At 68.0% G+C, this 20734-nt stretch carries 20 protein-coding genes; 6 read left to right on the plus strand and 14 right to left on the minus strand.

Annotation, left to right across the window (positions count from 1 at the left end; translation table 11 throughout):
- Nucleotides 1-112: 112 nt before the first annotated feature.
- From ruvB to pdxT, 5 genes are all read right to left on the minus strand, one after another.
- Nucleotides 113-1234 carry a Holliday junction branch migration DNA helicase RuvB gene (gene ruvB, locus CFN17_RS05040; RefSeq protein ID WP_208750265.1) on the minus strand — a complete coding sequence of 374 codons (1122 nt, stop codon included), beginning with the start codon at nucleotides 1232-1234 and terminating at the stop codon, nucleotides 113-115.
- Nucleotides 1227-1871 (minus strand): Holliday junction branch migration protein RuvA, encoded by a 645-nt coding sequence (gene ruvA / locus CFN17_RS05045; RefSeq protein WP_208750266.1) that lies wholly within the window; start codon nucleotides 1869-1871, stop codon nucleotides 1227-1229. The genes ruvB and ruvA overlap by 8 nt, the downstream gene beginning before the upstream one ends.
- A 110-nt stretch (nucleotides 1872-1981) precedes the next feature.
- On the minus strand, nucleotides 1982-2560 hold the full coding sequence (ruvC, locus tag CFN17_RS05050; RefSeq protein WP_208750267.1) for a crossover junction endodeoxyribonuclease RuvC: 579 nt from the start codon (nucleotides 2558-2560) through the stop codon (nucleotides 1982-1984).
- Entirely contained in the window at nucleotides 2557-3312 is a 756-nt protein-coding gene (locus CFN17_RS05055; protein ID WP_208750268.1) for a YebC/PmpR family DNA-binding transcriptional regulator, read from the minus strand. Before CFN17_RS05055 ends, ruvC begins: the two co-directional genes overlap by 4 nt.
- Before the next feature lie 3 nt (nucleotides 3313-3315).
- Nucleotides 3316-4026 carry a pyridoxal 5'-phosphate synthase glutaminase subunit PdxT gene (pdxT, locus tag CFN17_RS05060; RefSeq protein ID WP_208750269.1) on the minus strand — a complete coding sequence of 237 codons (711 nt, stop codon included), beginning with the start codon at nucleotides 4024-4026 and terminating at the stop codon, nucleotides 3316-3318.
- Between the two features lie 92 nt (nucleotides 4027-4118).
- Between pdxT and CFN17_RS05065 the strand changes: the two genes are divergently transcribed.
- Genes CFN17_RS05065 through CFN17_RS05075 form a run of 3 tightly spaced genes read left to right on the plus strand, consistent with a single transcriptional unit; the run spans nucleotide 4119 to nucleotide 6691 of the window.
- Nucleotides 4119-5408 carry a Mur ligase family protein gene (locus CFN17_RS05065; RefSeq protein ID WP_208750270.1) on the plus strand — a complete coding sequence of 430 codons (1290 nt, stop codon included), beginning with the start codon at nucleotides 4119-4121 and terminating at the stop codon, nucleotides 5406-5408.
- Entirely contained in the window at nucleotides 5405-6193 is a 789-nt protein-coding gene (locus CFN17_RS05070) for a type 1 glutamine amidotransferase (protein WP_395926280.1), read from the plus strand. The genes CFN17_RS05065 and CFN17_RS05070 overlap by 4 nt, the downstream gene beginning before the upstream one ends.
- Before the next feature lie 24 nt (nucleotides 6194-6217).
- A complete protein-coding gene (locus tag CFN17_RS05075; protein WP_208750271.1) occupies nucleotides 6218-6691 on the plus strand; it encodes a GNAT family N-acetyltransferase in 474 nt (157 codons plus the stop codon).
- A 24-nt stretch (nucleotides 6692-6715) separates the two neighbouring features.
- Here CFN17_RS05075 and CFN17_RS05080 read toward each other — a convergent pair whose 3' ends face one another.
- Nucleotides 6716-7552, minus strand: coding sequence for an alpha/beta fold hydrolase (locus tag CFN17_RS05080; protein ID WP_222612659.1), 837 nt, complete (start codon nucleotides 7550-7552; stop codon nucleotides 6716-6718).
- Nucleotides 7553-7667: 115 nt separating this feature from the next.
- Between CFN17_RS05080 and CFN17_RS05085 the strand changes: the two genes are divergently transcribed.
- Nucleotides 7668-9680, plus strand: a complete 2013-nt coding sequence (locus tag CFN17_RS05085; protein ID WP_208750273.1) for a M3 family metallopeptidase — start codon at nucleotides 7668-7670, stop codon at nucleotides 9678-9680.
- Between the two features lie 268 nt (nucleotides 9681-9948).
- On the opposite strand, the gene pdxS is transcribed toward CFN17_RS05085, so the two are convergent.
- The 6 genes from pdxS to CFN17_RS05115 all read right to left on the minus strand — a co-directional run bounded on the left by pdxS (nucleotide 9949) and on the right by CFN17_RS05115 (nucleotide 18230).
- On the minus strand, nucleotides 9949-10875 hold the full coding sequence (gene pdxS, locus CFN17_RS05090; protein WP_208750274.1) for a pyridoxal 5'-phosphate synthase lyase subunit PdxS: 927 nt from the start codon (nucleotides 10873-10875) through the stop codon (nucleotides 9949-9951).
- Nucleotides 10876-11082: 207 nt separating this feature from the next.
- The gene (gene pgsA, locus CFN17_RS05095; protein ID WP_208750275.1) at nucleotides 11083-11721 is read right to left on the minus strand and encodes a phosphatidylinositol phosphate synthase; all 639 of its coding nucleotides are present in this window, start codon (nucleotides 11719-11721) and stop codon (nucleotides 11083-11085) included.
- The gene (locus CFN17_RS05100; RefSeq protein ID WP_208750276.1) at nucleotides 11714-12331 is read right to left on the minus strand and encodes an HIT domain-containing protein; all 618 of its coding nucleotides are present in this window, start codon (nucleotides 12329-12331) and stop codon (nucleotides 11714-11716) included. Before CFN17_RS05100 ends, pgsA begins: the two co-directional genes overlap by 8 nt.
- Before the next feature lie 19 nt (nucleotides 12332-12350).
- Nucleotides 12351-14360 carry a threonine--tRNA ligase gene (gene thrS, locus CFN17_RS05105; protein WP_208750277.1) on the minus strand — a complete coding sequence of 670 codons (2010 nt, stop codon included), beginning with the start codon at nucleotides 14358-14360 and terminating at the stop codon, nucleotides 12351-12353.
- A 19-nt stretch (nucleotides 14361-14379) separates the two neighbouring features.
- Nucleotides 14380-17898 carry a DNA polymerase III subunit alpha gene (locus CFN17_RS05110; protein ID WP_261792369.1) on the minus strand — a complete coding sequence of 1173 codons (3519 nt, stop codon included), beginning with the start codon at nucleotides 17896-17898 and terminating at the stop codon, nucleotides 14380-14382.
- Nucleotides 17895-18230 carry a DUF6504 family protein gene (locus tag CFN17_RS05115; protein WP_208750278.1) on the minus strand — a complete coding sequence of 112 codons (336 nt, stop codon included), beginning with the start codon at nucleotides 18228-18230 and terminating at the stop codon, nucleotides 17895-17897. The genes CFN17_RS05110 and CFN17_RS05115 overlap by 4 nt, the downstream gene beginning before the upstream one ends.
- 204 nt (nucleotides 18231-18434) lie before the next feature.
- On the opposite strand from CFN17_RS05115, the gene CFN17_RS05120 reads away from it, so the two are divergent.
- Nucleotides 18435-18821, plus strand: coding sequence for a hypothetical protein (locus CFN17_RS05120; RefSeq protein ID WP_208750279.1), 387 nt, complete (start codon nucleotides 18435-18437; stop codon nucleotides 18819-18821).
- A 57-nt stretch (nucleotides 18822-18878) separates the two neighbouring features.
- On the opposite strand, the gene CFN17_RS05125 is transcribed toward CFN17_RS05120, so the two are convergent.
- Complete coding sequence (locus CFN17_RS05125; protein ID WP_208750280.1) at nucleotides 18879-19205, minus strand: chorismate mutase; 327 nt, start codon at nucleotides 19203-19205, stop codon at nucleotides 18879-18881.
- Nucleotides 19206-19219: 14 nt separating this feature from the next.
- On the opposite strand from CFN17_RS05125, the gene CFN17_RS05130 reads away from it, so the two are divergent.
- A complete protein-coding gene (locus tag CFN17_RS05130) occupies nucleotides 19220-19642 on the plus strand; it encodes a VOC family protein (protein WP_208750281.1) in 423 nt (140 codons plus the stop codon).
- A gap of 297 nt (nucleotides 19643-19939) precedes the next feature.
- On the opposite strand, the gene CFN17_RS05135 is transcribed toward CFN17_RS05130, so the two are convergent.
- On the minus strand, nucleotides 19940-20701 hold the full coding sequence (locus CFN17_RS05135) for an SOS response-associated peptidase (protein ID WP_208750282.1): 762 nt from the start codon (nucleotides 20699-20701) through the stop codon (nucleotides 19940-19942).
- Between the last annotated feature and the right edge of the window lie 33 nt (nucleotides 20702-20734).

The following is a 20734-nucleotide window of genomic DNA, read 5'->3' on the forward strand; positions in this document are numbered from 1 at the left end:
AGAGAGACCATTCCCCCAACCGCCGGCGGCCACCTGCTCTCCGCCCACGGAAACAAAACCCGAACGTGCCGAGCGTCATACCAGTCTAAAGGGAAAAGCTGGACGAACGGTGCTAGCGGCCGTTTCGGATCCGCTCGGGACCGGTTTCTTCACCAAGCACGCCCGCCTGCCCGTCCGGGCCGTCGTCCGGATCGCCGGCCTGGAACAGTTCCAGTGGGTCCTGCCCGAAGACTCCGGCGGGAACGGCAAAGCCCAGGTGCGTCCATGCCGGAGCCAGGGCGATCCGGCCGCGGGGCGTCCGGCCCAGCAATCCTTCGCGTACGAGGTACGGCTCGGCGACCGTTTCCACCGTTTCGGTTTCCTCGCCCACGGCGATCGCGAGGGTGGAAAGCCCCACCGGACCTCCGCCGAACTTGGTGATGAGGGCCTCGAGCACGGCACGGTCCAGACGGTCCAGGCCGCGCTTGTCCACCTCATACATGTCCAGCGCCGCCGACGCCGCCCGCGCGTCGATCTGTTCGATACCGTGCACGAGGGCCCAGTCGCGGACCCGGCGCAGGAGCCGGTTCGCGATGCGGGGCGTCCCCCGGGACCGTCCGGCGATCTCGCTGAAACCTGCGGAGTTGACCTTCAGGTCCAGCAGCCCGGCGGAACGGCGCAGCACGAGCTCGAGCTCCTCGACCGAGTAGAACTCGAGGTGCCCGGTGAACCCGAAGCGGTCACGCAACGGACCGGGGAGCAGCCCGGCCCGGGTGGTGGCGCCGACAAGGGTGAAGGGCGGCAGTTCCAGCGGGATGGCGGTGGCACCGGCGCCCTTTCCGACCACAATGTCGACCCGGAAGTCTTCCATCGCCATATAGAGCATTTCCTCCGCCGGCCGGGACATGCGGTGGATTTCGTCCAGGAACAGGACCTCGCCCTCGGAGAGCGAGGACAGGATGGCCGCGAGGTCGCCGGCATGCTGGATGGCCGGGCCGCTGCTGATCCGCAGCGGCACGTTCATCTCGGCGGCGATGATCATGGACAGCGTGGTTTTTCCCAGGCCGGGAGGGCCGGAAAGCAGCACGTGGTCCGCGCTGCGGCCCCGCATGCGCGACGCTTCCAGGACCAAGGACAGCTGTTTGCGGACCCGGTGCTGCCCCACGAAGTCGTGCAGGTTCTTGGGCCGCAGGGCCGCTTCGATGGCGCGTTCCTCCGGCTCCTCTCCCCCGGCGACGATCCACGGCTCAGCCACGCGCGCCTACCCGGTTGCCCGCGCGTGCGCCGTCCTGCCCCAACCAGCGCAGGGTGGCGCGGAGGATTTCGGCCACGTTGCCGGCGGCGGCGAGTTCCGGGGCGTCGGCGAGGGATTTGTCGATGCTGGCGGTGGCATCCTTTTCGGACCAGCCAAGGCTCGTCATCGCCGCCACGACCTGCGGCTTCCAGACGGACTCCGTGGAGACTGACGGGGCCGGCGCGCCGGCGGTGCCGTGCGGGACAAGCTTGCCGGCGAGTTCCAGCACGATCCGGCCGGCCACCTTCGGCCCGATGCCGGGGACCTTGGTGAAGGCTTTGCCGTCACCGGAGTGCGCGGCCACCCGGATGGCTTCGGGTTCGTGGACGGCCAGCACGGCCAGGGCGAGCCGGGGCCCGACGCCGCTGACGCTGAGCAGGACATCGAAGACTTCCCGCTCGTCGTCGCTCGCGAAGCCGAACAGGGTCAGCGAGTCTTCCCGCACGATCAGGGACGTGAACAGTTTGCCCTCTTCACCCACGCGCAGGCTGCTGAGGGTCTGCGGCGTGGCGTTGACGCTCATGCCGGCCCCGTTGAGGTCGATCACCGCCGAGGACAGGCCCACATGCGCGACGGTTCCGCGAAGAAAACTGATCAAGGCCTGGCTCCTGGGTGTGTGGGCTTAAGCGTGCACGAACCTTAAGGTGCACGAACATCGAATATATCTACGAATACCCTACCAAGCCTGGCCCCGGAACAGGCGGACATTCAGCGTGCACGGCGCGCTTTTGCCTCCGCGTCGGCCCAGGCGCGCTGGGCGGGGGTGAGGGACTGGCTGCCCGGTCCCGTCGTTGAAACGACAGCACCGCTCCCCGCCCGCCAGGCATGCGTGATGGCCAGGGCCAGGGCATCGGCGGCGTCGGCGGGGCGGGGCGGGGCATCCAGCCGGAGGATCTTGGTCACCAGTTTGGTGACGGCGTCCTTGTTGGACGAGCCGCTCCCGGTCACGGCGGCCTTGACTTCAGACGGCGTGTGCAGGGCCACCGGGATGCCCCGGCGGGCGGCGGCCGCGATGACCACGCCGGAGGCCTGGGCGACGCCCATGACCGTGCTGACGTTGAGCTGGGAGAAGACACGCTCGACGGCGAGGACGTGCGGCTCGTAGTTATCGAGCCATTCGTCGATCGAGGTGGCGATGACCAGCAGCCGCTGGTCCAGGCTTTCCTCGGGCGAGGTCCCCACGACGCCGAAGGCCACCATGGTGGCACGCCGGTTCTTTTCGACGTCCACGACGCCGATCCCGCAGCGGGTGAGGCCGGGATCGACGCCGAGGACGCGAAGGGTCACTCGGCTTCCAGTGCGGCCTGCACTTCGTCGCTGAGGTCGGCGTTGCTGTAGACGTTCTGGACGTCGTCGAGGTCTTCGAGGGCGTCGACGAGCTTCATGAACTTCTTGGCGGCGTCGAGGTCCAGCGGCACCTCCATGGAGGGGACGAACTCGGCTTCGTCGGTATCGTATTCGATCCCGGCTTCTTTGAGTGCGTCGCGGATGGCCTGCAGGTCCTTCGGGTCCGAGTGGATCTCGAAGCTCTCGCCGTTGTCCTTGACTTCCTCCGCGCCGGCGTCGAGGACGGCCATCAGGAGGTCGTCCTCGGTGAGGCCGTTCTTCGGCAGCGAGACGACGCCCTTGCGGGTGAAGAGGTAGCTCACGGAGCCGGGGTCGGCGATCGTGCCGCCGTTGCGGGAGATAGCGAGCCGGACCTCGGAGGCGGCACGGTTCTTGTTGTCCGTGAGGCACTCGATGAGCAGGGCCGAGCCCTGCGGGCCGCGGCATTCGTACATGATCTCCGTGTAGTCCACGACCTCGCCGGTGAGCCCGGCGCCGCGCTTGATGGCGCGGTCGATGTTGTCGTTGGGGACGGAGGTCTTCTTGGCCTTCGTGACGGCGAGTTCCAGGCCGGGGTTGCCGGCGAGGTCGGGACCGCCCATGCGCGCGGCGACTTCGATGTTCTTGATCAGCTTGGCGAACGACTTGGCCCGGCGGCTGTCAATGATGGCCTTTTTGTGCTTGGTCGTCGCCCATTTGGAGTGGCCTGACATGCTTTACGCTTCTCCTCTGATCATTCGAATAAACAGTTCATGCACGCGCTTCTCCCCCGTCACTTCCGGGTGGAAGGAGGTGGCCAGCAGCTTGCCGGAACGCACTGCAACAATTCTAGCCGTCCCTTGCAGGACAGCGGCATGCGAGGCATGCTCCGGGTCTGCGGGCTCCACCTGCGCCAGGACCTCCACACCCGAACCCACACGCTCCACCCACGGGCCGCGGATGAACACCGCATGGACGGGAGCCACACCGGAGCCGGTGTCGCTGAAGCCCAGTCCCTTGAATTCGAGGTCGGTTTCGAACGACTCGCGCTGCCGGCCGAAGGCGTTGCGGCGCACGGTGATGTCGAGCCCGCCAAAGGTCTGCTGCGGGTTGCCGGCGAGGTCCGTTGCCGGGTCAGCGATCTCGTTGGCCAGCAGGATCATGCCGGCGCACGAGCCGTAGACGGGAAGGCCGTCCCGGATGCGCTCGCGCAGCGGATCGCGGAGCCCGAAAATCCCGGCGAGCTTGTCAATCGCGGTCGATTCGCCGCCGGGGATGATGAGCCCGTCCAGGTCGTCGAGTTCGCCGGGGCGGCGGATCCCGATGCCGGTGGCGCCGGCCGCCTCGACAGCGTGCAGGTGTTCCCGGAAATCGCCCTGGAGCGCCAGGACGCCGATCCGGAGGCCTGTGCCCGCGCGGGATCCAGGGGGGAAAGAGGGGGTGGTCATCCCCACAGCATAGTGCGCCGCAGGCTGCCGGGACGCACACGGCGGCCCCCGGCGTCCGGGTTCCATGCCTCTGCTGGGATATATTACAGAGCATGTTTTACTTCAGCGTTCCGCTCGGCAAGCTCGTCCGCCGGGTCTCCCGGCTCAGGGGCGGAGGCTCGGCCCTTCCCGGGCTCGTGGTCGAAAAAATCGACCCCGGTTTCATGCAGCGGACCCTGTCCACACTGCCGTTGGGGGTCGCCGTCGTCAGCGGCACGAACGGCAAGACGACCACCACCAAGATGGTGGTGGAACTGCTGGAGAGCCAGGGCCTGAAGGTCTTCACGAACCGCACCGGCAGCAACTTCACGCGCGGCGTGGCGGCAGCCCTGCTGGGTGAGGTCGACTGGCGCGGCCGGCTGGATGCCGATGTCGCAGTGCTGGAACTCGATGAGGCGCACGCCGTGCACTTCGTCAACAAGGTTCCGCCGCGGTACAGCCTCCTGCTCAACGTCCTCCGGGACCAACTGGACCGTTTCGGCGAAATCGACAAGACGGCCGAACTGCTCCAGCACATCGCCGCCAAGACCACCGGGACCGTCGTCCTGAACCGGGAAGACCCCCGCGTCGCCCGGATCGCCGGGACCGTGAACGGACCCGAAGTGCTCTACTTCGGGCTCGATGACTCCCTGCTAAGCACCTTCCCGAACGACGACGACATGCGCGCCGCCCCAGGAAGCCCTGTGCCGGCCGCCCCCGCCCGGCCCGCCGCCGACGTCGTGCTCCGCCGTGTGGGCGCCGATGACGCCGACTTCGAGTATGACGGCGCGACGGTCACCACGGCGATGCTACTGCGCGGCGTCTACAACATCTTCAATGCCGCCGCCGCACTGACCCTGGCCCGGGCGATCTCGAAGGCCCGCGGCACCGGCGCCGACCAGGCCGGCCTGCTCGCTGCCCTGTCCAAGGTGGCGCCGGCATTCGGCCGGGGCGAAAGCCTCGTGGTCGACGGCCTGCCCCTGGAATTGGTCCTGGTCAAGAACCCCAGCGGTTTCCGGCTCGGCCTGAAGTCCTTCCCGGCCGCCGGCTACGCGACGATGATCGCGATCAACGACAACTACGCGGACGGCAGGGACATGTCCTGGCTGTGGGACGTGGAGTTCGACACGCTCCGCGACGGCGGCGTGGACCAGCTCACGGGCTCCCGCGCCTACGACATGGCATTGCGGTTACAGTACGACGACGTCGCCATCGGAGCCGTAGATACCGACATCGCTCCCGCCCTGGCCGCGTTCATCCGCGGCGCCGAGGGCAAACCCAAGAGGATCTTCTGCACGTACACGGCGATGCTGGCCATCCGCCGCGAACTGTCCAAAATCACCACAGTGGAGGTGGTCTCGTGACCCCGGAAACCCCGCACGGGCTCTCCTTCGGCCATGTTCTCCCGCCCGAAGACCGTGCCGCCGGCAGCAAGGGAACCATCCGGGTCCTGCAGCTGTACCCGCGGGACATGAACATTTACGGTGACTGGGGCAATGCCCTGGTCCTGGCCCAGCGGCTGCGCTGGCACGGCTACACGCCCGAACTGCTCGAATACAACGTCGGTGACCAGTTCCCGGCGGACGTTGACCTCATCGTGGGCGGCGGCGGGCAGGACAGCGGTCAGCTCGTCATCCAGGACGACCTCCTCTCCAGGGAGTCCGTCCTGAAAGGGCTCGCCGAAGACGGCACCCCGATGCTCGTGATCTGCGGGCTCTACCAGCTCTTCGGAAAGTTCTTCAAGACCCGGCTCGGCTCGGTCATCCCGGGGATCGGCATCCTGGATGTGGAGACCCACGGCACCGACGAACGGCTGATCGGCAACGTCACGGTCTCCTCCCCCGAATTCGGGAACATCCTGGGGTACGAGAACCACAGTGGCCAGACCACGCTGGGGCCTGGCGTGAAGCCGCTCGGCACCACGGCCAAGGGCACGGGCAACAACAGTAACGACGGACAGGAGGGCGCCCGCTACCGCAACATCGTGGCGAGCTACCTGCACGGGTCGCTGCTGCCCAAGAACCCGGCCCTGGCGGACTTCCTGATCCGGACCGCCGTCGAACGCAAGTACGGCACGTTCGAGCCCGGCACGCCGGACGATTCCTACGCGGTGCTGGCGCGCGAGCACGCGGCACGCCGGCCCCGCTGACCTGTGCCAGGCACTGCAGGCGGCATGATCCTCATTGGACCCGACGTTCCCGGGCGCGCCGACGTCCTGGACCTGCTGGCCGGGCACCTCGCCGACATGTACGCGACGTCCCCGCCGGACAGTGTCCACGCCTTGGATCCTGCCGCGCTGGCAGGGCCGGGCATCAGCTTCTGGACGGCCCGGGAGGACTCCCGCCTGCTGGGCTGTGCGGCGTTGAAGCACCTGGCGCCGGACGCGGCCGAGATCAAGTCCATGCGGACTGCGGGGCCGGCCCGCGGGCGGGGCGTCGCCACCGCCCTGCTCCACCACCTGCTGGCGGCGGCCCGGACCAGCGGGTACCGGCGGCTCTACCTGGAAACGGGGAGCCAGGACTTCTTCGCTCCCGCACGGCGGCTGTACGAGCGGCACGGCTTCGCCGTTTGCCCGCCCTTTGCGGACTACCAGCCGGATCCCCACAGCGTCTTCATGACCCTGGAGCTCGACGCTCCCGACGCATAGCTGCGCCGGCGGGACGGCGTGCCGTCACCGCGACCGGACGAACGCCAGGACGTCGCGGGCGATCCGCCTGCTGACGCCTGCCCGGACATGGCCCCACCGCTCGTAGATGATGAGGGTGCAGTCCGGAATCAATCGTGCGGTCTCCTCTGCGACCTCCCGCGGAAAGAACGCGTCCCGGCCGCCACAGAGCAGCAGAACCGGCGGCCGGATGAACGGCAACACGGCCCGCGCGTCGAAGGCCACTTCCGCCCGCGCCTCGGTGAGGACATCCGCGGCGGGGCAACCGGAGCGGCCGAGCACCCGCCTGCCAACTGCGTGGCCCAGCAGTTCCCGCAGCCAGCGGGTCCGCGGACCCGGGAACACGTACTCGGCCAGGACGGTCCCTGCCCCCGAAAGCTCTCCGCCGGCGACGGCGGTGGCCATCCTGTGGTCCAGGTCCTTGCCCCAGGCACTGAGCTCGGCCCCCGTGACCACCATGGCGATGTGCCGGAAGGACCCCGGATGCCGCGCGGCCAGGTATTGCCCGATCATGCCGCCAAAGGACTTGGCCACAACCAGGTCAACCCGGCCGCCGAATTCCGCAGCAATGAGGTCCGCGTAGTCATCCGCCATGTCCGCGCTCGTGTGCAGGGCCGGCATGTTGCGCCGCCGGGTGACCACCCAGACGGTGTAGCCGGCGGCCAGGTATGCGTCAAACTCCCGGCGGAACATGCCCCCCAGCAACCCTGAGGGGACGGCGCTTCCTGGTCCGCCCTGGATGAAGAGCAGGGTCTTGACGCCCCGGCCCCACGTGGCGTATTCCATGCCGTTGCTGAACACGCCGTTCCGAGGTGTACGGCGCGGGTTGTCCAACGTCTCCATTTGCCTCCGGTCCCCCGCAATTCAGCTGACGGATGGCCCCATCCTACGGTGAGCGCCATCACAACACACGGCCACGATCGTTGAGAACCCCGGCACTGCATGAAAGAGTCACTTCATGACCAATCCCCTCCTGAGCCCCAGCACCCTGCCCTACGGCCTGCCGCCATTCGCCGGCATCGAAGACGCGCACTACGCCGAGGCCGTCGAGGCCGGCCTGGCCGAGCACCTGGCCGAGATCCAGGCGATCGTGGACAACCCGGAGGCGCCGTCGTTCGAGAACACCGCCCTGGCCATGGAGCGCTCCGGCCGGCTGCTGGAGCGGGCAGCCGCGTCGTTCTTCACGCTCGTTTCCGCGCACGCTTCCGACACCATCCGCGAGCTCGAAACCCGTCTCTCCCCGCTGTTCTCGGCACACCAGGACGCCGTCTACCTCAACCGGGGCCTCTACGAACGCTTCGCGGCCCTCGACACGTCCGCGCTGGATGCCGAGTCCGTCCGGCTCGTGGAGGAATACCTCAAGGAATTCCGGGCCTCGGGCATCCAGCTCGACGACGCCGGCCAGGCGCGCCTGAAAGACATCAACACTGAACTGTCCCGGCTCGGCACCGAGTTCGGCCAGCGCGTCAAGGAAGGGATGAAGTCCGCCGCCCTGCTGCTCGACGACACCGGCGACCTCACCGGCCTGCCCGCCGATGACATCGCCAGCGCCGCCGAGGCCGCCCGGACCGCCGGACACGAAGGCAAGTACCTGCTGACGCTGATCCAGCCCAGCAACCAGCCGGCGATGGCCGCCCTGGCCAACCGGGACGTCCGGCGGCGGCTCTACGAGGCCTCGATTGGCCGCGGCAGCGGCGGCGGCAGCCTTGATGTGCTCGGCCTGGTCAAGGACATGGTGAAGCTCCGCGCGGAGAAGGCCGCCCTGTTGGGGTTCGCGAACTTCGCCGAGCTCAGTGTGGACCGGCAGACAGCCCCGGACTTCGGCGCCGTCCAGGCCATGATGAGCCGGCTGGCACCCGCCGCCGTCCGCAACGCCGACGCCGAGGCCGAGGCACTGGCCGAGGCCGCCGGCCACCCCCTGGAGGCCTGGGACTGGGCGTACTACTCGGCCAAGGTCAAGCGCGAGCGGTACTCCGTGGACGAACAGGCGCTGCGCCCCTACTTCGAGCTGGACAGGGTCCTGAACGACGGGGTGTTCTTCGCGGCCAACGCCCTGTACGGCGTCACGTTCCACGAACGCGCCGACCTCGCCGGCTATCACCCGGACGTCCGCGTCTGGGAGGTCAAGAATGCCGACGGCACGGACCTGGGCCTGTTCCTGGGCGATTACTACACCCGTGACACGAAGCGCGGCGGCGCCTGGATGAACTCCCTCGTGGAGCAGTCCGGACTGTTGAATACCCGCCCCGTGGTCATCAACAACCTCAACATCTCCAAACCGCCGGCCGGCGAACCCACCCTGCTGACGCTGGACGAACTCCGCACCACCTTCCACGAGTTCGGCCATGCCCTGCACGGCCTGTTTTCCGCCGTGACGTATCCCCGGTTCTCCGGAACCAACGTGCCGCGCGACTTCGTGGAGTACCCCTCGCAGGTCAACGAAATGTGGATCATGTGGCCCGAGGTCCTGGCCAACTACGCCCGGCATTACGCCACCGGCGAGGCCCTGCCCCAGGAAATGGTGGACAAGCTCAACGCCGCGCAGCTGTGGGGTGAAGGATTTGCCACCACGGAATATCTAGGCGCGGCGCTGCTGGACCTGGCGTGGCACGTGCTGGACGGCTCTGAGGTCCCCGAGGACGCGGTGGAGTTCGAGGCAAAGGCCCTCGCCGCGGCGGGTGTCGCCCACAGCCTGATCCCGCCGCGCTACCGGACCGGCTACTTCCAGCACATCTTCGCCGGCGGCTGGTACGCCGCCGGTTACTACTCCTACATCTGGAGCGAAGTCCTGGACGCCGACACGGTCGAATGGTTCAAGGAGAACGGCGGGCTCAACCGCGCCAACGGCACGTTCTTCCGGTCCGAGCTGCTCTCCCGCGGCAACAGCCGGGACCCGCTGGAGTCCTTCCGGGCTTTCCGGGGCCGGGACGCAGAGCTCGGGCCGCTGCTCAAGCGCCGCGGCCTGGACTAGAACCCATCGATTGCTCCGTAGACGCCCTTCTGGAGGCTCATAAGGGCGGTAACGGAGCAATCGATGGGGATACAGACGACGGCGGCGAGTCACCTAACAGAGGTGACTCGCCGCCGTCGTTCTAATTGGAAGCGCAAGGCGCCGGGCGGTGTGATCCGGCAGCATGCGTAAAAGGGGCCCCGCGCCCTGCTCGCCGCGAAGCGGCCTTAGCGGGGGCGGGGAATAGCATGCCGAGGATCACACCGTTCGGCGCCCCCGAAAGCGCGAACTACCAGCCGCGCTCGGCGAGGCGGTGCGGCTGCGGGATCTCGTCGACGTTGATGCCGACCATGGCCTCGCCCAGGCCGCGGGAGGCCTTGGCGATCTCGTCCGGGTCGTCGTAGAAGGTGGTGGCCTTCACGACGGCGGCCGCACGCTGGGCCGGGTTGCCGGACTTGAAGATGCCGGAGCCGACAAACACGCCGTCGGCGCCGAGCTGCATCATCATCGCCGCGTCCGCCGGGGTGGCGATGCCGCCGGCGGTGAACAGCACCACCGGAAGCTTGCCGGTCGCGGCAACTTCCTTGACGAGCTCGTACGGTGCCTGCAGCTCCTTCGCCGCGACGTACAGCTCGTCCTCGGGCAGCGCGGCGAGCTTCTTGATCTCGGCCCGGATCTGGCGCATGTGCGTAGTGGCGTTGGAGACGTCCCCGGTGCCGGCCTCGCCCTTGGACCGGATCATCGCCGCGCCTTCGTTGATGCGGCGCAGCGCCTCACCAAGGTTGGTCGCACCGCAGACGAAGGGAACAGTGAAGTTCCACTTGTCGATGTGGTTGGTGTAGTCGGCCGGGGTCAGGACCTCGGACTCGTCGATGTAGTCGACGCCGAGGGACTGCAGGACCTGCGCCTCGACGAAGTGGCCGATCCGGGCCTTGGCCATGACCGGCACGGACACGGCCGCGATGATCTTGTCGATCATGTCGGGATCGGACATGCGGGACACGCCGCCCTGGGCGCGGATATCGGCCGGAACGCGTTCCAGCGCCATCACGGCCACGGCACCGGCGTCTTCGGCGATGCGGGCCTGCTCGGCGTTGACGACGTCCATGATGACGCCGCCCTTGAGCATCTCCGCCATGCCGCGCTTGACGCGGCTGCTGCCCGTGACGTTCTTCGCGGACGCGCCGGCTTCGCTGCTTACATCAGGTGTAGACACAAAAACCCCTATGGGTAGATAGATGACCTCGCCGGGGCGCGGGCGGCACGTTCATGACGTGCCTCGCGCACACCGGATTACCGGATCCATTGGCCGGTAAAGCTAATACTAGCCCCCGGCCGGTGCGCCGCAGAATTCGGGTTACAGCAGCGAAAAGCGCGTGCTGCCGGGTATCCGCCGCGTCCGCCGGGACGCGGCGCGGCGCCCTCAGGCGGCACGCTCGGAGGCGGTGCCGTCGGGCTCTTCCAGCGACTGCCGGTGCACTGTCGCGATGCGCTGGATGACGGTCACGAGGCTCGCCGCCGCCAGGAGGCACAGGGTGACGAAAAGGACCACGCTGGGCAGGCCCAGGCCGGTGAAGCCGGTCACGACCAGGACGGACACCAGCCGCTCGGCACGCTCGGCAATCCCGACGTTGGCGTGGAACCCCAGGGCTTCGGCCTTGGCCCGCGCATAGGAGACCACCATGCCCAGCACCAGGCAGACGACGGCGGCAATCGCCACCGCCGGGTTCGCGCCGCCGGTGAAGAACCAGACGGCGACGCCGGCGAACAGGGCGCCGTCGGCGACGCGGTCCAGGGTGGAGTCCAGGAAGTTGCCCCACCGGCCGCCGCGGTGCTGCATCCGGGCCATGATGCCGTCAATGACGTCGGAGAAAATGAAGGCCGTGATGAACAGGGTCCCCCACCAGAGCTGTCCGAGCGGGTAGAACACCAGCGCACCGATCACCACGCCCAGCGTGCCGACGATCGTCACGGCGTCCGGGGAGACGCCGATCTTCAGCAGCCACCGGGCGAGGGGAGAAAACAGGGCGGTGAAGAACCCGCGCGCGTGCCTGTTAAGCATCCTGCTCCCCGGCGCCCGGCGGGACTGGCAGTTCCTGCGGCCAAGCGTCGGCCACCTGCTGGCGGACCTCGCCGAGTGTCTGGGTGATGGCCTTGGTCTGGGCGATGATCGGGAAGAAGTTCCCGTCCCCGCCCCAGCGCGGCACCACGTGCTGGTGCAGGTGGCCGGCGATGCCTGCCCCGCCGGTGACGCCCTGGTTCATGCCCAGGTTGAAACCGGAGGGGTTGGCTACTTTGCGCAGCACCCGCATGGCCGTCTGGGTGAGCTCGGCGAACTCGGCTGTTTCCTCGACTGTGAGGTCCGTGTAGTCGGGGACGTGCCGGTACGGGCAGACCAGCAGGTGGCCGGGGTTGTACGGGAAGAGGTTCAGCACCACGTAGCTGGTCCGTCCCCGGTAGACGATCAGCGACTCGTCATCCTCGCGTTCCGGGGCCACGCAGAACGGGCAGTCGTCCGGGTTCTTGAACTGGTGCTGGCCGCCCTTGATGTACGCCATCCGGTGCGGGGTCCAGAGCCGCTGGAAAGCGTCCGGGACCCCGGCCAGGCCGAAGTCATCCGTCACGGCGTGGTCGCCCGGATACTCCGGCCCGGCCCCTGTGGTGTCCTGCACGCGCTGCCCTTCCGTCTGCCTAGCTGGTCCGGTTGCGGACAGCGTCGACGATCCGGCGGACGGCCTCGGCGACGGGCACGCCGTTGTCCTGGCTGCCGTCCCGGAAGCGGAAGGACACGGCACCGGCCTCGGCGTCGTCACCGCCGGCGATCAGCACGAACGGGATCTTGTCCTTGCTGGCGGTGCGGATCTTCTTCGGGAACCGGTCCGAGGAGATGTCCACTTCGGCGCGGATGCCGGCGGCCTTGAGCTGGTCGACGACGTCGAACATGTAGTCGTTGAAGGCCTCCGCCACCGGGATGCCCACCACCTGCACCGGCGCCAGCCAGGCGGGGAAGGCTCCGGCGTAGTGCTCGGTGAGCACGCCCATGAAGCGCTCCACCGAGCCGAATAGCGCGCGGTGGATCATCACGGGACGCTGGCGGGTGCCGTCGGCGGCCTGGAATTCCAGTTCGAAGCGTTCGGGCAGGTTGAAGTCCAGCTGGATGGTGGACATCTGCCAGGTGCGGCCGAGCGCGTCCTTGGCCTGGACCGAGATCTTGGGGCCGTAGAACGCTGCTCCGCCCGGATCCGGGACCAGTTCGAGGCCGGAGGCTTCCGCCACCTCGGCGAGGGTGCGGGTAGCTTCCTCCCACGTGGCGTCGTCGCCGACGAACTTGTCCTCGTTCTTGGTGGAGAGCTCGAGGTAGAAGTCGTCCAGCCCGTAGTCCTTCAGCAGCCCGAGGACGAAGTTCAGCGTGGTGGTGAGCTCGTCCTTCATCTGCTCGCGGGTGCAGTAGATGTGGGCGTCGTCCTGGGTCATGCCCCGGACGCGGGTCAGTCCGTGGACCACGCCGGACTTCTCGTAGCGGTAGACCGAGCCGAACTCGAAGAGCCGCAGCGGCAGTTCGCGGTAGGAGCGGCCCCGGGACCGGAAGATCAGGTTATGCATGGGGCAGTTCATCGGTTTGAGGTAGTAGTCCTGGCCCGGCTTGCGGACCGTGCCGTCCTCGTTCAGTTCCGCGTCGATGTGCATCGCCGGGAACATGCCTTCGCGGTACCAGTCCAGGTGGCCGGAGACCTCATACAGGTGGCCCTTGGTGATGTGCGGGGTGTAGACGAACTCGTAGCCGGCGTCCACATGTCGCTGCCGGGAGTAGTCCTCCATGGCCTTGCGGATGATGCCGCCCTTGGGGTGGAACACCGGCAGGCCGGAACCGAGCTCGTCCGGGAAGGAGAACAGGTCCAGTTCCGCGCCGAGTTTGCGGTGGTCGCGACGTTCGGCCTCGGCAATGCGCTCCTGGTAGGCCTTCAGGGCGTCCTTGGTGGGCCAGGCGGTGCCGTAGATGCGCTGCAGCTGCTGGTTGTTCTGGTTGCCCAGCCAGTAGGCGGCCGAGGACCGGGTCAGGGCGAAGGCGTTGGAGATCAGCTTGGTGTTGGGCAGGTGCGGGCCGCGGCACAGATCGCACCAGACGGTGTCGCCGCTCTTGCGGTCCACGTTGTCGTAGATGGTGATGTCGCCCGCGCCGACCTCAACGTTGACGCCCTCGCCGGCGTCGGCGGCGTCGTTCTTCTTGCCCAGGAGTTCGAGCTTGTAGGGCTCGTCCTTCATGGCTTCGCGGGCCTCGTCCTCGGAGACTACGCGGCGCACGAATTTCTGGTTCTGGTTGATGATTTTCTGCATCATCTTTTCCAGCTGGCGCAGGTCTTCCGGGGTGAAGGGCTCGGCGACGTCGAAGTCGAAGTAGAAGCCGTCCGTGATGTAGGGCCCGATCCCGAGCTTGGCGTCGGGGCGCAGCTGCTGCACGGCCTGGGCCATGACGTGGGCTGTGGAGTGGCGCAGGACGTTGAGCCCGTCCGGGGAGTCAATGGTCACGCCCTCGACCGTGGCGTTCTCCGGAAGGGCCTGGTCCAGGTCCAACAGAGCGCCGTTGACGCGGGCTACAACGACGTCGCGGCGCTCAAAGAAGAGTTCCGCGCCGGTGGTCCCGGTAGTCACCTTGGTCTCTTCGCCGTCGACGAGAAGGGTGATCTGCTGGGCATCTGACACGGGTGTCTCCTATTCAAAGTTAAGGCTTCGTAGCTTGTGGCGTACGGGGACCACAGCCAGCCTCGTCCATGCTATCGGTTTCTGAAGAGGCCAACCAACGCGGCGCGGCCGCGGCCGGGGCGCCGGAAACGGGCTCCGGGAACGGCAGGGTTTCGGTGCGGCTGAGGTCCCAGGCCATGCTGGCGCTGATGCTGATCCCCCGCGGCCCGGTCCGGCGGGTGGTGCCGCGGATCAGCAGCAGGCGGGTGCTGAACAGCAACGGTCCGGCCTGCTCCTGCGCCTCGTGGAAAAAGACCGAGTCCACGCAGCCCGTGCCGTCGTCGACGCTGATGAACACCACCCGGCGGCCGCCGCGCATGGGCGGGGTCTGCGTGGCCACCCGCACCCCGGCCACGAGCACTTCCGTGCCGTTGCGCAGCCCCAGCAGCCTGTCAGCGGTGGTGACGCCGAGCCGGTCCAGCAGCGGGCGGTGGCTGGCCATGAGGTGTTCGCTGACGTCCACGGCCATGAGGTCCAGTTCGGCCCGGACGATCTCCACCGTGCTCGGCGCGGGCAGCACGGCCGGAAGGTTCTTCAGTTCCACGTCGCCCAGCGGCAGCGCCAACTGTCCCTCGATGACCTCCACGCCCTTCCGGAGGGGCCGGCTCCGGAGCTCCTGCAGGTGGTGGACCAGGTCCGCCCGGTTGGCGGCTCCCCCGGATGCCCGGTGCAGTGTGTCGAAGGCGCCCAGCTGGGCCAGGCGCTGGATGCCGGGCCGGCTCAGCCGGGACCGGGCGCGCAGGTCCGCCAGGGAATCGTAGGGCTGGCCGGCCACAATCCGCTTCAGTTCGGCGGCGGAGAGCCCGAAGATGCCGTTCAGGCTCAGCCGGATGCCCAGCTTGCCCCGGTCCGGCCCGGCGTCGACCCGCTCCACCCGGTACTCGGCCCGGCTCCGGTTGATGTCGAGGGGAAGGATGGGGATGCCCAGCCGGCGGGCCTCGGCCACGAGCAGGCGTTTGGGGTACATGCCGGGATCGTGCTCCCAGAGCCCGGCCAGGAAGGCTTCCGGGTGGTGCGCCTTGAGCCAGGCCGACTGGTAGGTGGGCACGGCAAAGGCGGCGCCGTGGGCCTTGCAGAACCCGAAGCTGCCAAAGGCCTTCAGCGTGCCCCAGACCTTGTCCACCACCTCGGGGCTGTAGTTCCGGGCCCGAGCCTCCTTCCGGAAGAATTCCTCCACCCTGGCTTCCAGCACCTCGTTGCCCAGCGCCCGGCGGAATTCGTCGGCGCGCGCCAGGCCGCACCCGGTCATGACGTCGAAGGTTTTGAGGATCTGTTCGTGGAAGACGGTGACCCCGTGGGTTTCCTGGAGGACCGGCTTGAGGTCAGGGTGCGGGTAGATCTCGGGGGCGAACCCGTGCCGGTGCTCCAGGAAGGGCCGTACCATGTCGGATTTCATCGGGCCGGGGCGGAACAGTGAGATGTCGATGATGAGATCGTTGAATTCCCGGGGCGCCATCTTGCCGATCAGTTCACGCTGGCCCGGCGATTCGATCTGGAAACAGCCCAGGGTGTGGGTGCTGCGGATCAGTTCAAAGGTTGCCTCGTCATCGAGCGGGACCGCGTTGAGGTCGATGCGCCCGTCCGCGGCAATGTAGTCCGGGCCTGCCCCGTCCGGGCCGGCCGGATGCGCGCCGGCGGCCACCACCTCGGCCTTGGAGGGGTGGAGCCGGATGACTTCCCGCACGGCGAAGGCCATGGCGCTCTGCATCCGGACACCCAGGACATCGAGCTTGAGCATGCCCATGGGGTCCATGTCGTGCTTGTCGAACTGGCTCATGGGCAGCCCCAGGCCGCTGGGCTGCACGGGGGTGCGGTCCAGCAGGGTGGCATCGCCCAGGATCACCCCGCACGGGTGCATGGAGATGTGGCGGGGCAGCCGGTCCAGCCGTTCCGTGAGGTCCACCAGCAGGTCCAGCTGCTGGTTTTCGCCGGCGCCGCGCTGCTCCACCCGGCCCGCGAATTCCTTCAGCTCGGGTTTCTCCGCGAGGGCTTCGCGGAAGTGCCGGGCCGAGAACCGCCACAGCTGCTTGGCGATTTCCCCGACCTCGCCGTCGTCCATCCCCAGGGCCAGGCCGGCGTCCCGCACGGCACCGCGAGCGCGGTAGCCGTTCTGCATGCTCATCAGCGTGACGCGTTCGGCCCCGAAGCGCTCAAAGATTTTCCGGTAGACGTTGTGCCGTTCGGCGCTTTCGACGTCGATGTCGATGTCCGGCAGCGTGGCCCGGTCGCGGGAGAGGAAGCGTTCAAAGATGAGGTCGTGCTGGAGCGGGTTCACCTGGCTGATGTCGATCAGGTAGTTGACCAGGCTCGACGCTCCCGAACCCCGGGCAGCGGCCCGGACGTCCATGGCCAGGATCATGCGGGAGACCTCGGCGACGGTCAGGAAGTAGGAGGCAAAGCCCAGCGAGTCGATGATCCGGAGCTCGTGCTGCAGCCGGGCCCGCATCTGCTGCTCCTGCCGGCCGGAGATACCCGGGAAGCGGCGGCCGATGCCGGCCTCGCAGCGCAGGGTCAGCTCTGCGAGCGCGTCACCGGCGATCCCGATCACGGCTGCTTCCGGCACCACGGGCTGCTTCCAGCCCATATCGGCTGCCGGGTCCATGCGGCAGCGGTCGGCGAGCGCCTCGGTCTGGGCGAGGAGCCGTTTGAGGTCCGCCGTGCCGTATCCGGCGGCGTGGATGATCTCCTTGCCCAGGTCCAGCATCCGGGCCGGCGATTTAAGCCAGGCCTGGCCGTTGGGCTGCAGCAGCGGGGCGGCGGACAGTTCGGGGAGGGATTTGAGGGCCCGGGCGGAGTCCAGCACATCGGCGGTGGCCGCGCCGTCCTCGGCGACGTAGCGTACGGCGTTGCTCAGCACGGCCGGTACCGCGTGCTCTGCGGCGAGTTTGAGCATGCGCACGGCATGGGCGGTGCTTAGCGGCTCCCCGGGCGGGCTGAGCTGGGAGACCACCTCCGCGGCCAGCGTCCCGGGAGGCATGGCGTCCAGCCAACGTTTGAAGAGGGTCCGGGGGCGCAGGTACCGCCGGCCGCCCATGGCACGGCCGACGTCGGAGTCCGGGCCGATCAGGACGGTCAGGACCGGCTGCAGGGTTTCCGGGTGCAGGGTGCGGGAGGCCAGCTCCGCCCGGGTGACGGCCACCGGCACCGCTCCCTGCGCTTTGCCCGTGGTGCGGGCGTGGGCGTCGGAGATCAGCCGGCATAGCGCCCGGTACCCGGCGCCGTTATTGTGGCCGTGCGCCAGTACGACGACGCGTCCCCCGAGCTGGGTGCGGAGGTCGCCGTCGTCGTCGAAGACCGCGAGGTCCACCCCGACGATCGCGTCCAGGCCGGCGGCCATGCATGCCTTCAGGTGCTTGACGGTGCCGTAGAGCCCGTCACGGTCCGTGCAGGCGAGCGCGGTGGCGCCGTCGGCCGCCGCGGCGGCGGCGAGTTCATCCGGCCAGGAGACGCCGTAGTGGGCGCTGAAGGCGGTGGAGACGTGCAGATGGGTGAAGCTCATGCCGATTCGGGCTTCCGGAGGGGGCGCAGGGCGTCGTGGATTTTCAGGAGCCGCCACCGGCCGCTGCCGACATGCCGGCTCAGGTCCAGGGTGAGGGTGGGCTCCGCCGCGTGGTCCCCGGCGGCACGCACCTGGACCCGCCAGATCTCGTGGTCCACCAGGCCCGGTCCGCTCCCGAGCGGGGCACGGCTTTCCTCCGTCCACCACTGGCGGCGCTCATACCAACGGACGGGTTCCGCGCAGACCGTGTAGTTCCGGCCGGCCCAGTGGAGGCGCAGGGGCTGCCCGGAGGGCGTGCAGGCGACCTCCACGGACTCGCTGAACGTCCCCACACTGCCTCCCGTGCCCCCTCCGGCGCCTGTCCGGCGCCGATTCCCGTGCCTGTCCCATGCCTGTACTGTGCCTGTACTGTGCGCAGTCCAGCGCATATCCAGAATATTCGAACATATCTTCGAATAAATCCAGTTTACGCAGGGACGGCGGCAAAACCCAGATCAGGGGTGGACGGACGCAGGCGCAGGTAGCAGGATTGAGCCATGAGCTCCCATAACGCACTCCTGAAGCACGTAAGCATCGCCGCCAAGGACTCAACCTTGGTGGCGACTTTTGATATAGACGGCAATATCCCCGGGCAGGGCGCCTATGTTGTGGGGCTTGTGGCGGCCACCCCGGACCATTCCCATCAGCGAAGAATGGGGATCGAATTCATGAACGGCGAGGCCGTGTCCTTCTACTGCTTCAGCCATGACGGCACTGAGGAAAACTTCGACCTCGCGGGGGTCGAACACTCGGGCAGCACCATCACCGGCAACTTCCCCCTCACCACAGTGCTGGGATTGCCGAAGGGACACCTCATGACGGCGTTCAGCGATTGCGACGGCCGTGACTACCAGTCCAATGTGCCGGTGGAAGAATCCCTCTAACCGGCGGCAACCGGCATAGGACCAGGGCGGCCGCCTGCCGGTGGCCGCAACCCCTGCTCAGTTGCCGGCTTTGTAAACTTCCAGCTCCAGCGCGGTGAACGCCTCCACCATGGCGCGGTAGGTTTTCTCGACGATGGCGGGATCGATGTCCTTCTGCTCCGCCGTTGCCTTGACGTGCTCGATCACGCGTTCCACCCGGCCCGGCGCCCGGACCTCGGCGCTGTCCGCCTTCAGGGTGCCGGCGATCCGGATCAGTCGCTCCCGGCGCCCGATCAGTGCCACGATCTGCTCATCCACCTCGTCAACGGCTACCCGCACTGCTGCGAGTTGTGCCTTGTCGGCTTCGGCGTCTTTGTCGTATCCGTGATTTGTGGACATGTGCATGACAGTATCTAAAGATGCAGCCACGAGTCGACTTGATTTCCTTGGGAGTCCGCAGCGTTGAGGCCTCCCGCAGCTTCTATGCGGACGGCCTCGGCTGGCGCATCCACCGCGAGGTTCCGGGCGAGGTGGTCTTCATCCAGGCCAATCACGGGCTCATCCTCTCGCTGTGGGACGCCGCCCGGATGCAAGCCGAGGCGGGCACCAGCGCCCCCGCCGGCGTCCCCTGCATCACGCTGAGCCACAACCTGGCCAGCACGGCCGAGGTGGACTGGGTGATGGCCGAGGCCGAGGCGGCCGGCGCCACCATTGTCGCGGCCCCGAAGACCCAGCCCTGGGGCGGCTACACCGGCTATTTCGCGGATCCCGACGGCTTCCGCTGGGAGGTCGCCTACAACCCCACCTGGGCGGTCGACGACGCCGGCCGGGTCTCGCTCTAACGCTCACCTCTCCCCGAAACGACGGGGATACAGGACCACGGATGGTGACAGGCCGGGTAATAGGTACTCACGCCAAGATTCCCCGACTTGCCGCTTCGGCCGGACAGGCCGCCGCTCCCCTCACCAAGGGCACCATGGCCTATCGAGGTGTCTGCCGGGTCGCCGTCATCTCGCGCCGCCGCCACCCATTCGACGCAAATGGCCGCTATGGGCAAGGTCTTCCCGGCCGTTTGTGGCGAATGGGCGGGAAGGGGCGTGTCCGGGAATCGATGGTCGCCGTCCGCCGCACCGGACTGGTCAGAACAGAGTCCCGACCGGCTGGATGAGTTCCGGTGAGTCGTTCTTGACGTTGCCGACAGCGGTGCCCACGGCGTCGATCTTCCAGCCTTCGGCGACATCGTGCGCGCCCGCCCGGACCAGGTCCACCAGGGCGGCGGCGTCCCCGGCGTGCGGGTCCAGCCAGGCCTGCATGGTGTCGCGGTCCATCGGCAACGGGACACGGTCGTGCAGGGCGGTCAGTTCGGCGAGCATCCCGCCGGCATACCCTTCCGGCGGCGAATCGCAGGTGAGGATCGAGGTCGAAAGCAGCCAGCGTTCCGGGTCGCCGTCGGCTTTGGACGGGTCTTTCCACCATTCGTACAGCCCGGCGAACACGATCGGGCCGCCGTCGGCCGGGTGCACGTAGTACGGCTGCTTGCTGCGGCCCTCGCCGGCTTTCCATTCGTAGTAGCCGTCGGCGGGGACCGCGCAGCGCCGGGTCCGGACGGCTTTGCGGAACGAGGGTTTCTCCAGCACGCTCTCGCTGCGGGCGTTGATCATCTTCGACCCGATCCCCGGGTCCTTGGCCCAGGAGGGCACCAGCCCCCAGCGGGCCAGGTGCAGCTGCCGCACGGGCTTGGCCGGCGATTCGCCGTCAATGAGGCGTTCGAGCAGGATGGGCACGTCAGCTGTCGGGGCCACGTTCCAGGACGGCGGGATCACGATCTCCTTTTCAAGTTCGGCGTCGAACTCGGCCAGCAGGTCTCCGACGGCCCGGGCCATCACGTAGCGTCCACACATGTCCCCAGCATGCCACCGCGGACCGCCGTGCGG

Source organism: Arthrobacter sp. PM3, assembly GCF_003352915.1.
In the GTDB taxonomy this organism is placed as follows: Bacteria; Actinomycetota; Actinomycetes; order Actinomycetales; family Micrococcaceae; genus Arthrobacter.

What these genes read in the sequence shown, in the direction of transcription:
- CFN17_RS05085 (WP_208750273.1), top strand. Translation starts at nt 7,668, where the DNA reads ATGACCAATCCCCTCCTGAGCCCCAGCACCCTGCCCTACGGCCTGCCG.
- CFN17_RS05065 (WP_208750270.1), top strand. Translation starts at nt 4,119, where the DNA reads ATGTTTTACTTCAGCGTTCCGCTCGGCAAGCTCGTCCGCCGGGTCTCC.
- pgsA (WP_208750275.1), bottom strand. Translation starts at nt 11,721, where the DNA reads ATGCTTAACAGGCACGCGCGCGGGTTCTTCACCGCCCTGTTTTCTCCC.
- CFN17_RS05120 (WP_208750279.1), top strand. Translation starts at nt 18,435, where the DNA reads ATGAGCTCCCATAACGCACTCCTGAAGCACGTAAGCATCGCCGCCAAG.
- CFN17_RS05055 (WP_208750268.1), bottom strand. Translation starts at nt 3,312, where the DNA reads ATGTCAGGCCACTCCAAATGGGCGACGACCAAGCACAAAAAGGCCATC.
- CFN17_RS05130 (WP_208750281.1), top strand. Translation starts at nt 19,220, where the DNA reads ATGCAGCCACGAGTCGACTTGATTTCCTTGGGAGTCCGCAGCGTTGAG.
- CFN17_RS05110 (WP_261792369.1), bottom strand. Translation starts at nt 17,898, where the DNA reads ATGAGCTTCACCCATCTGCACGTCTCCACCGCCTTCAGCGCCCACTAC.
- CFN17_RS05135 (WP_208750282.1), bottom strand. Translation starts at nt 20,701, where the DNA reads ATGTGTGGACGCTACGTGATGGCCCGGGCCGTCGGAGACCTGCTGGCC.
- CFN17_RS05080 (WP_222612659.1), bottom strand. Translation starts at nt 7,552, where the DNA reads ATGGAGACGTTGGACAACCCGCGCCGTACACCTCGGAACGGCGTGTTC.
- pdxT (WP_208750269.1), bottom strand. Translation starts at nt 4,026, where the DNA reads ATGACCACCCCCTCTTTCCCCCCTGGATCCCGCGCGGGCACAGGCCTC.
- CFN17_RS05125 (WP_208750280.1), bottom strand. Translation starts at nt 19,205, where the DNA reads ATGCACATGTCCACAAATCACGGATACGACAAAGACGCCGAAGCCGAC.
- CFN17_RS05075 (WP_208750271.1), top strand. Translation starts at nt 6,218, where the DNA reads ATGATCCTCATTGGACCCGACGTTCCCGGGCGCGCCGACGTCCTGGAC.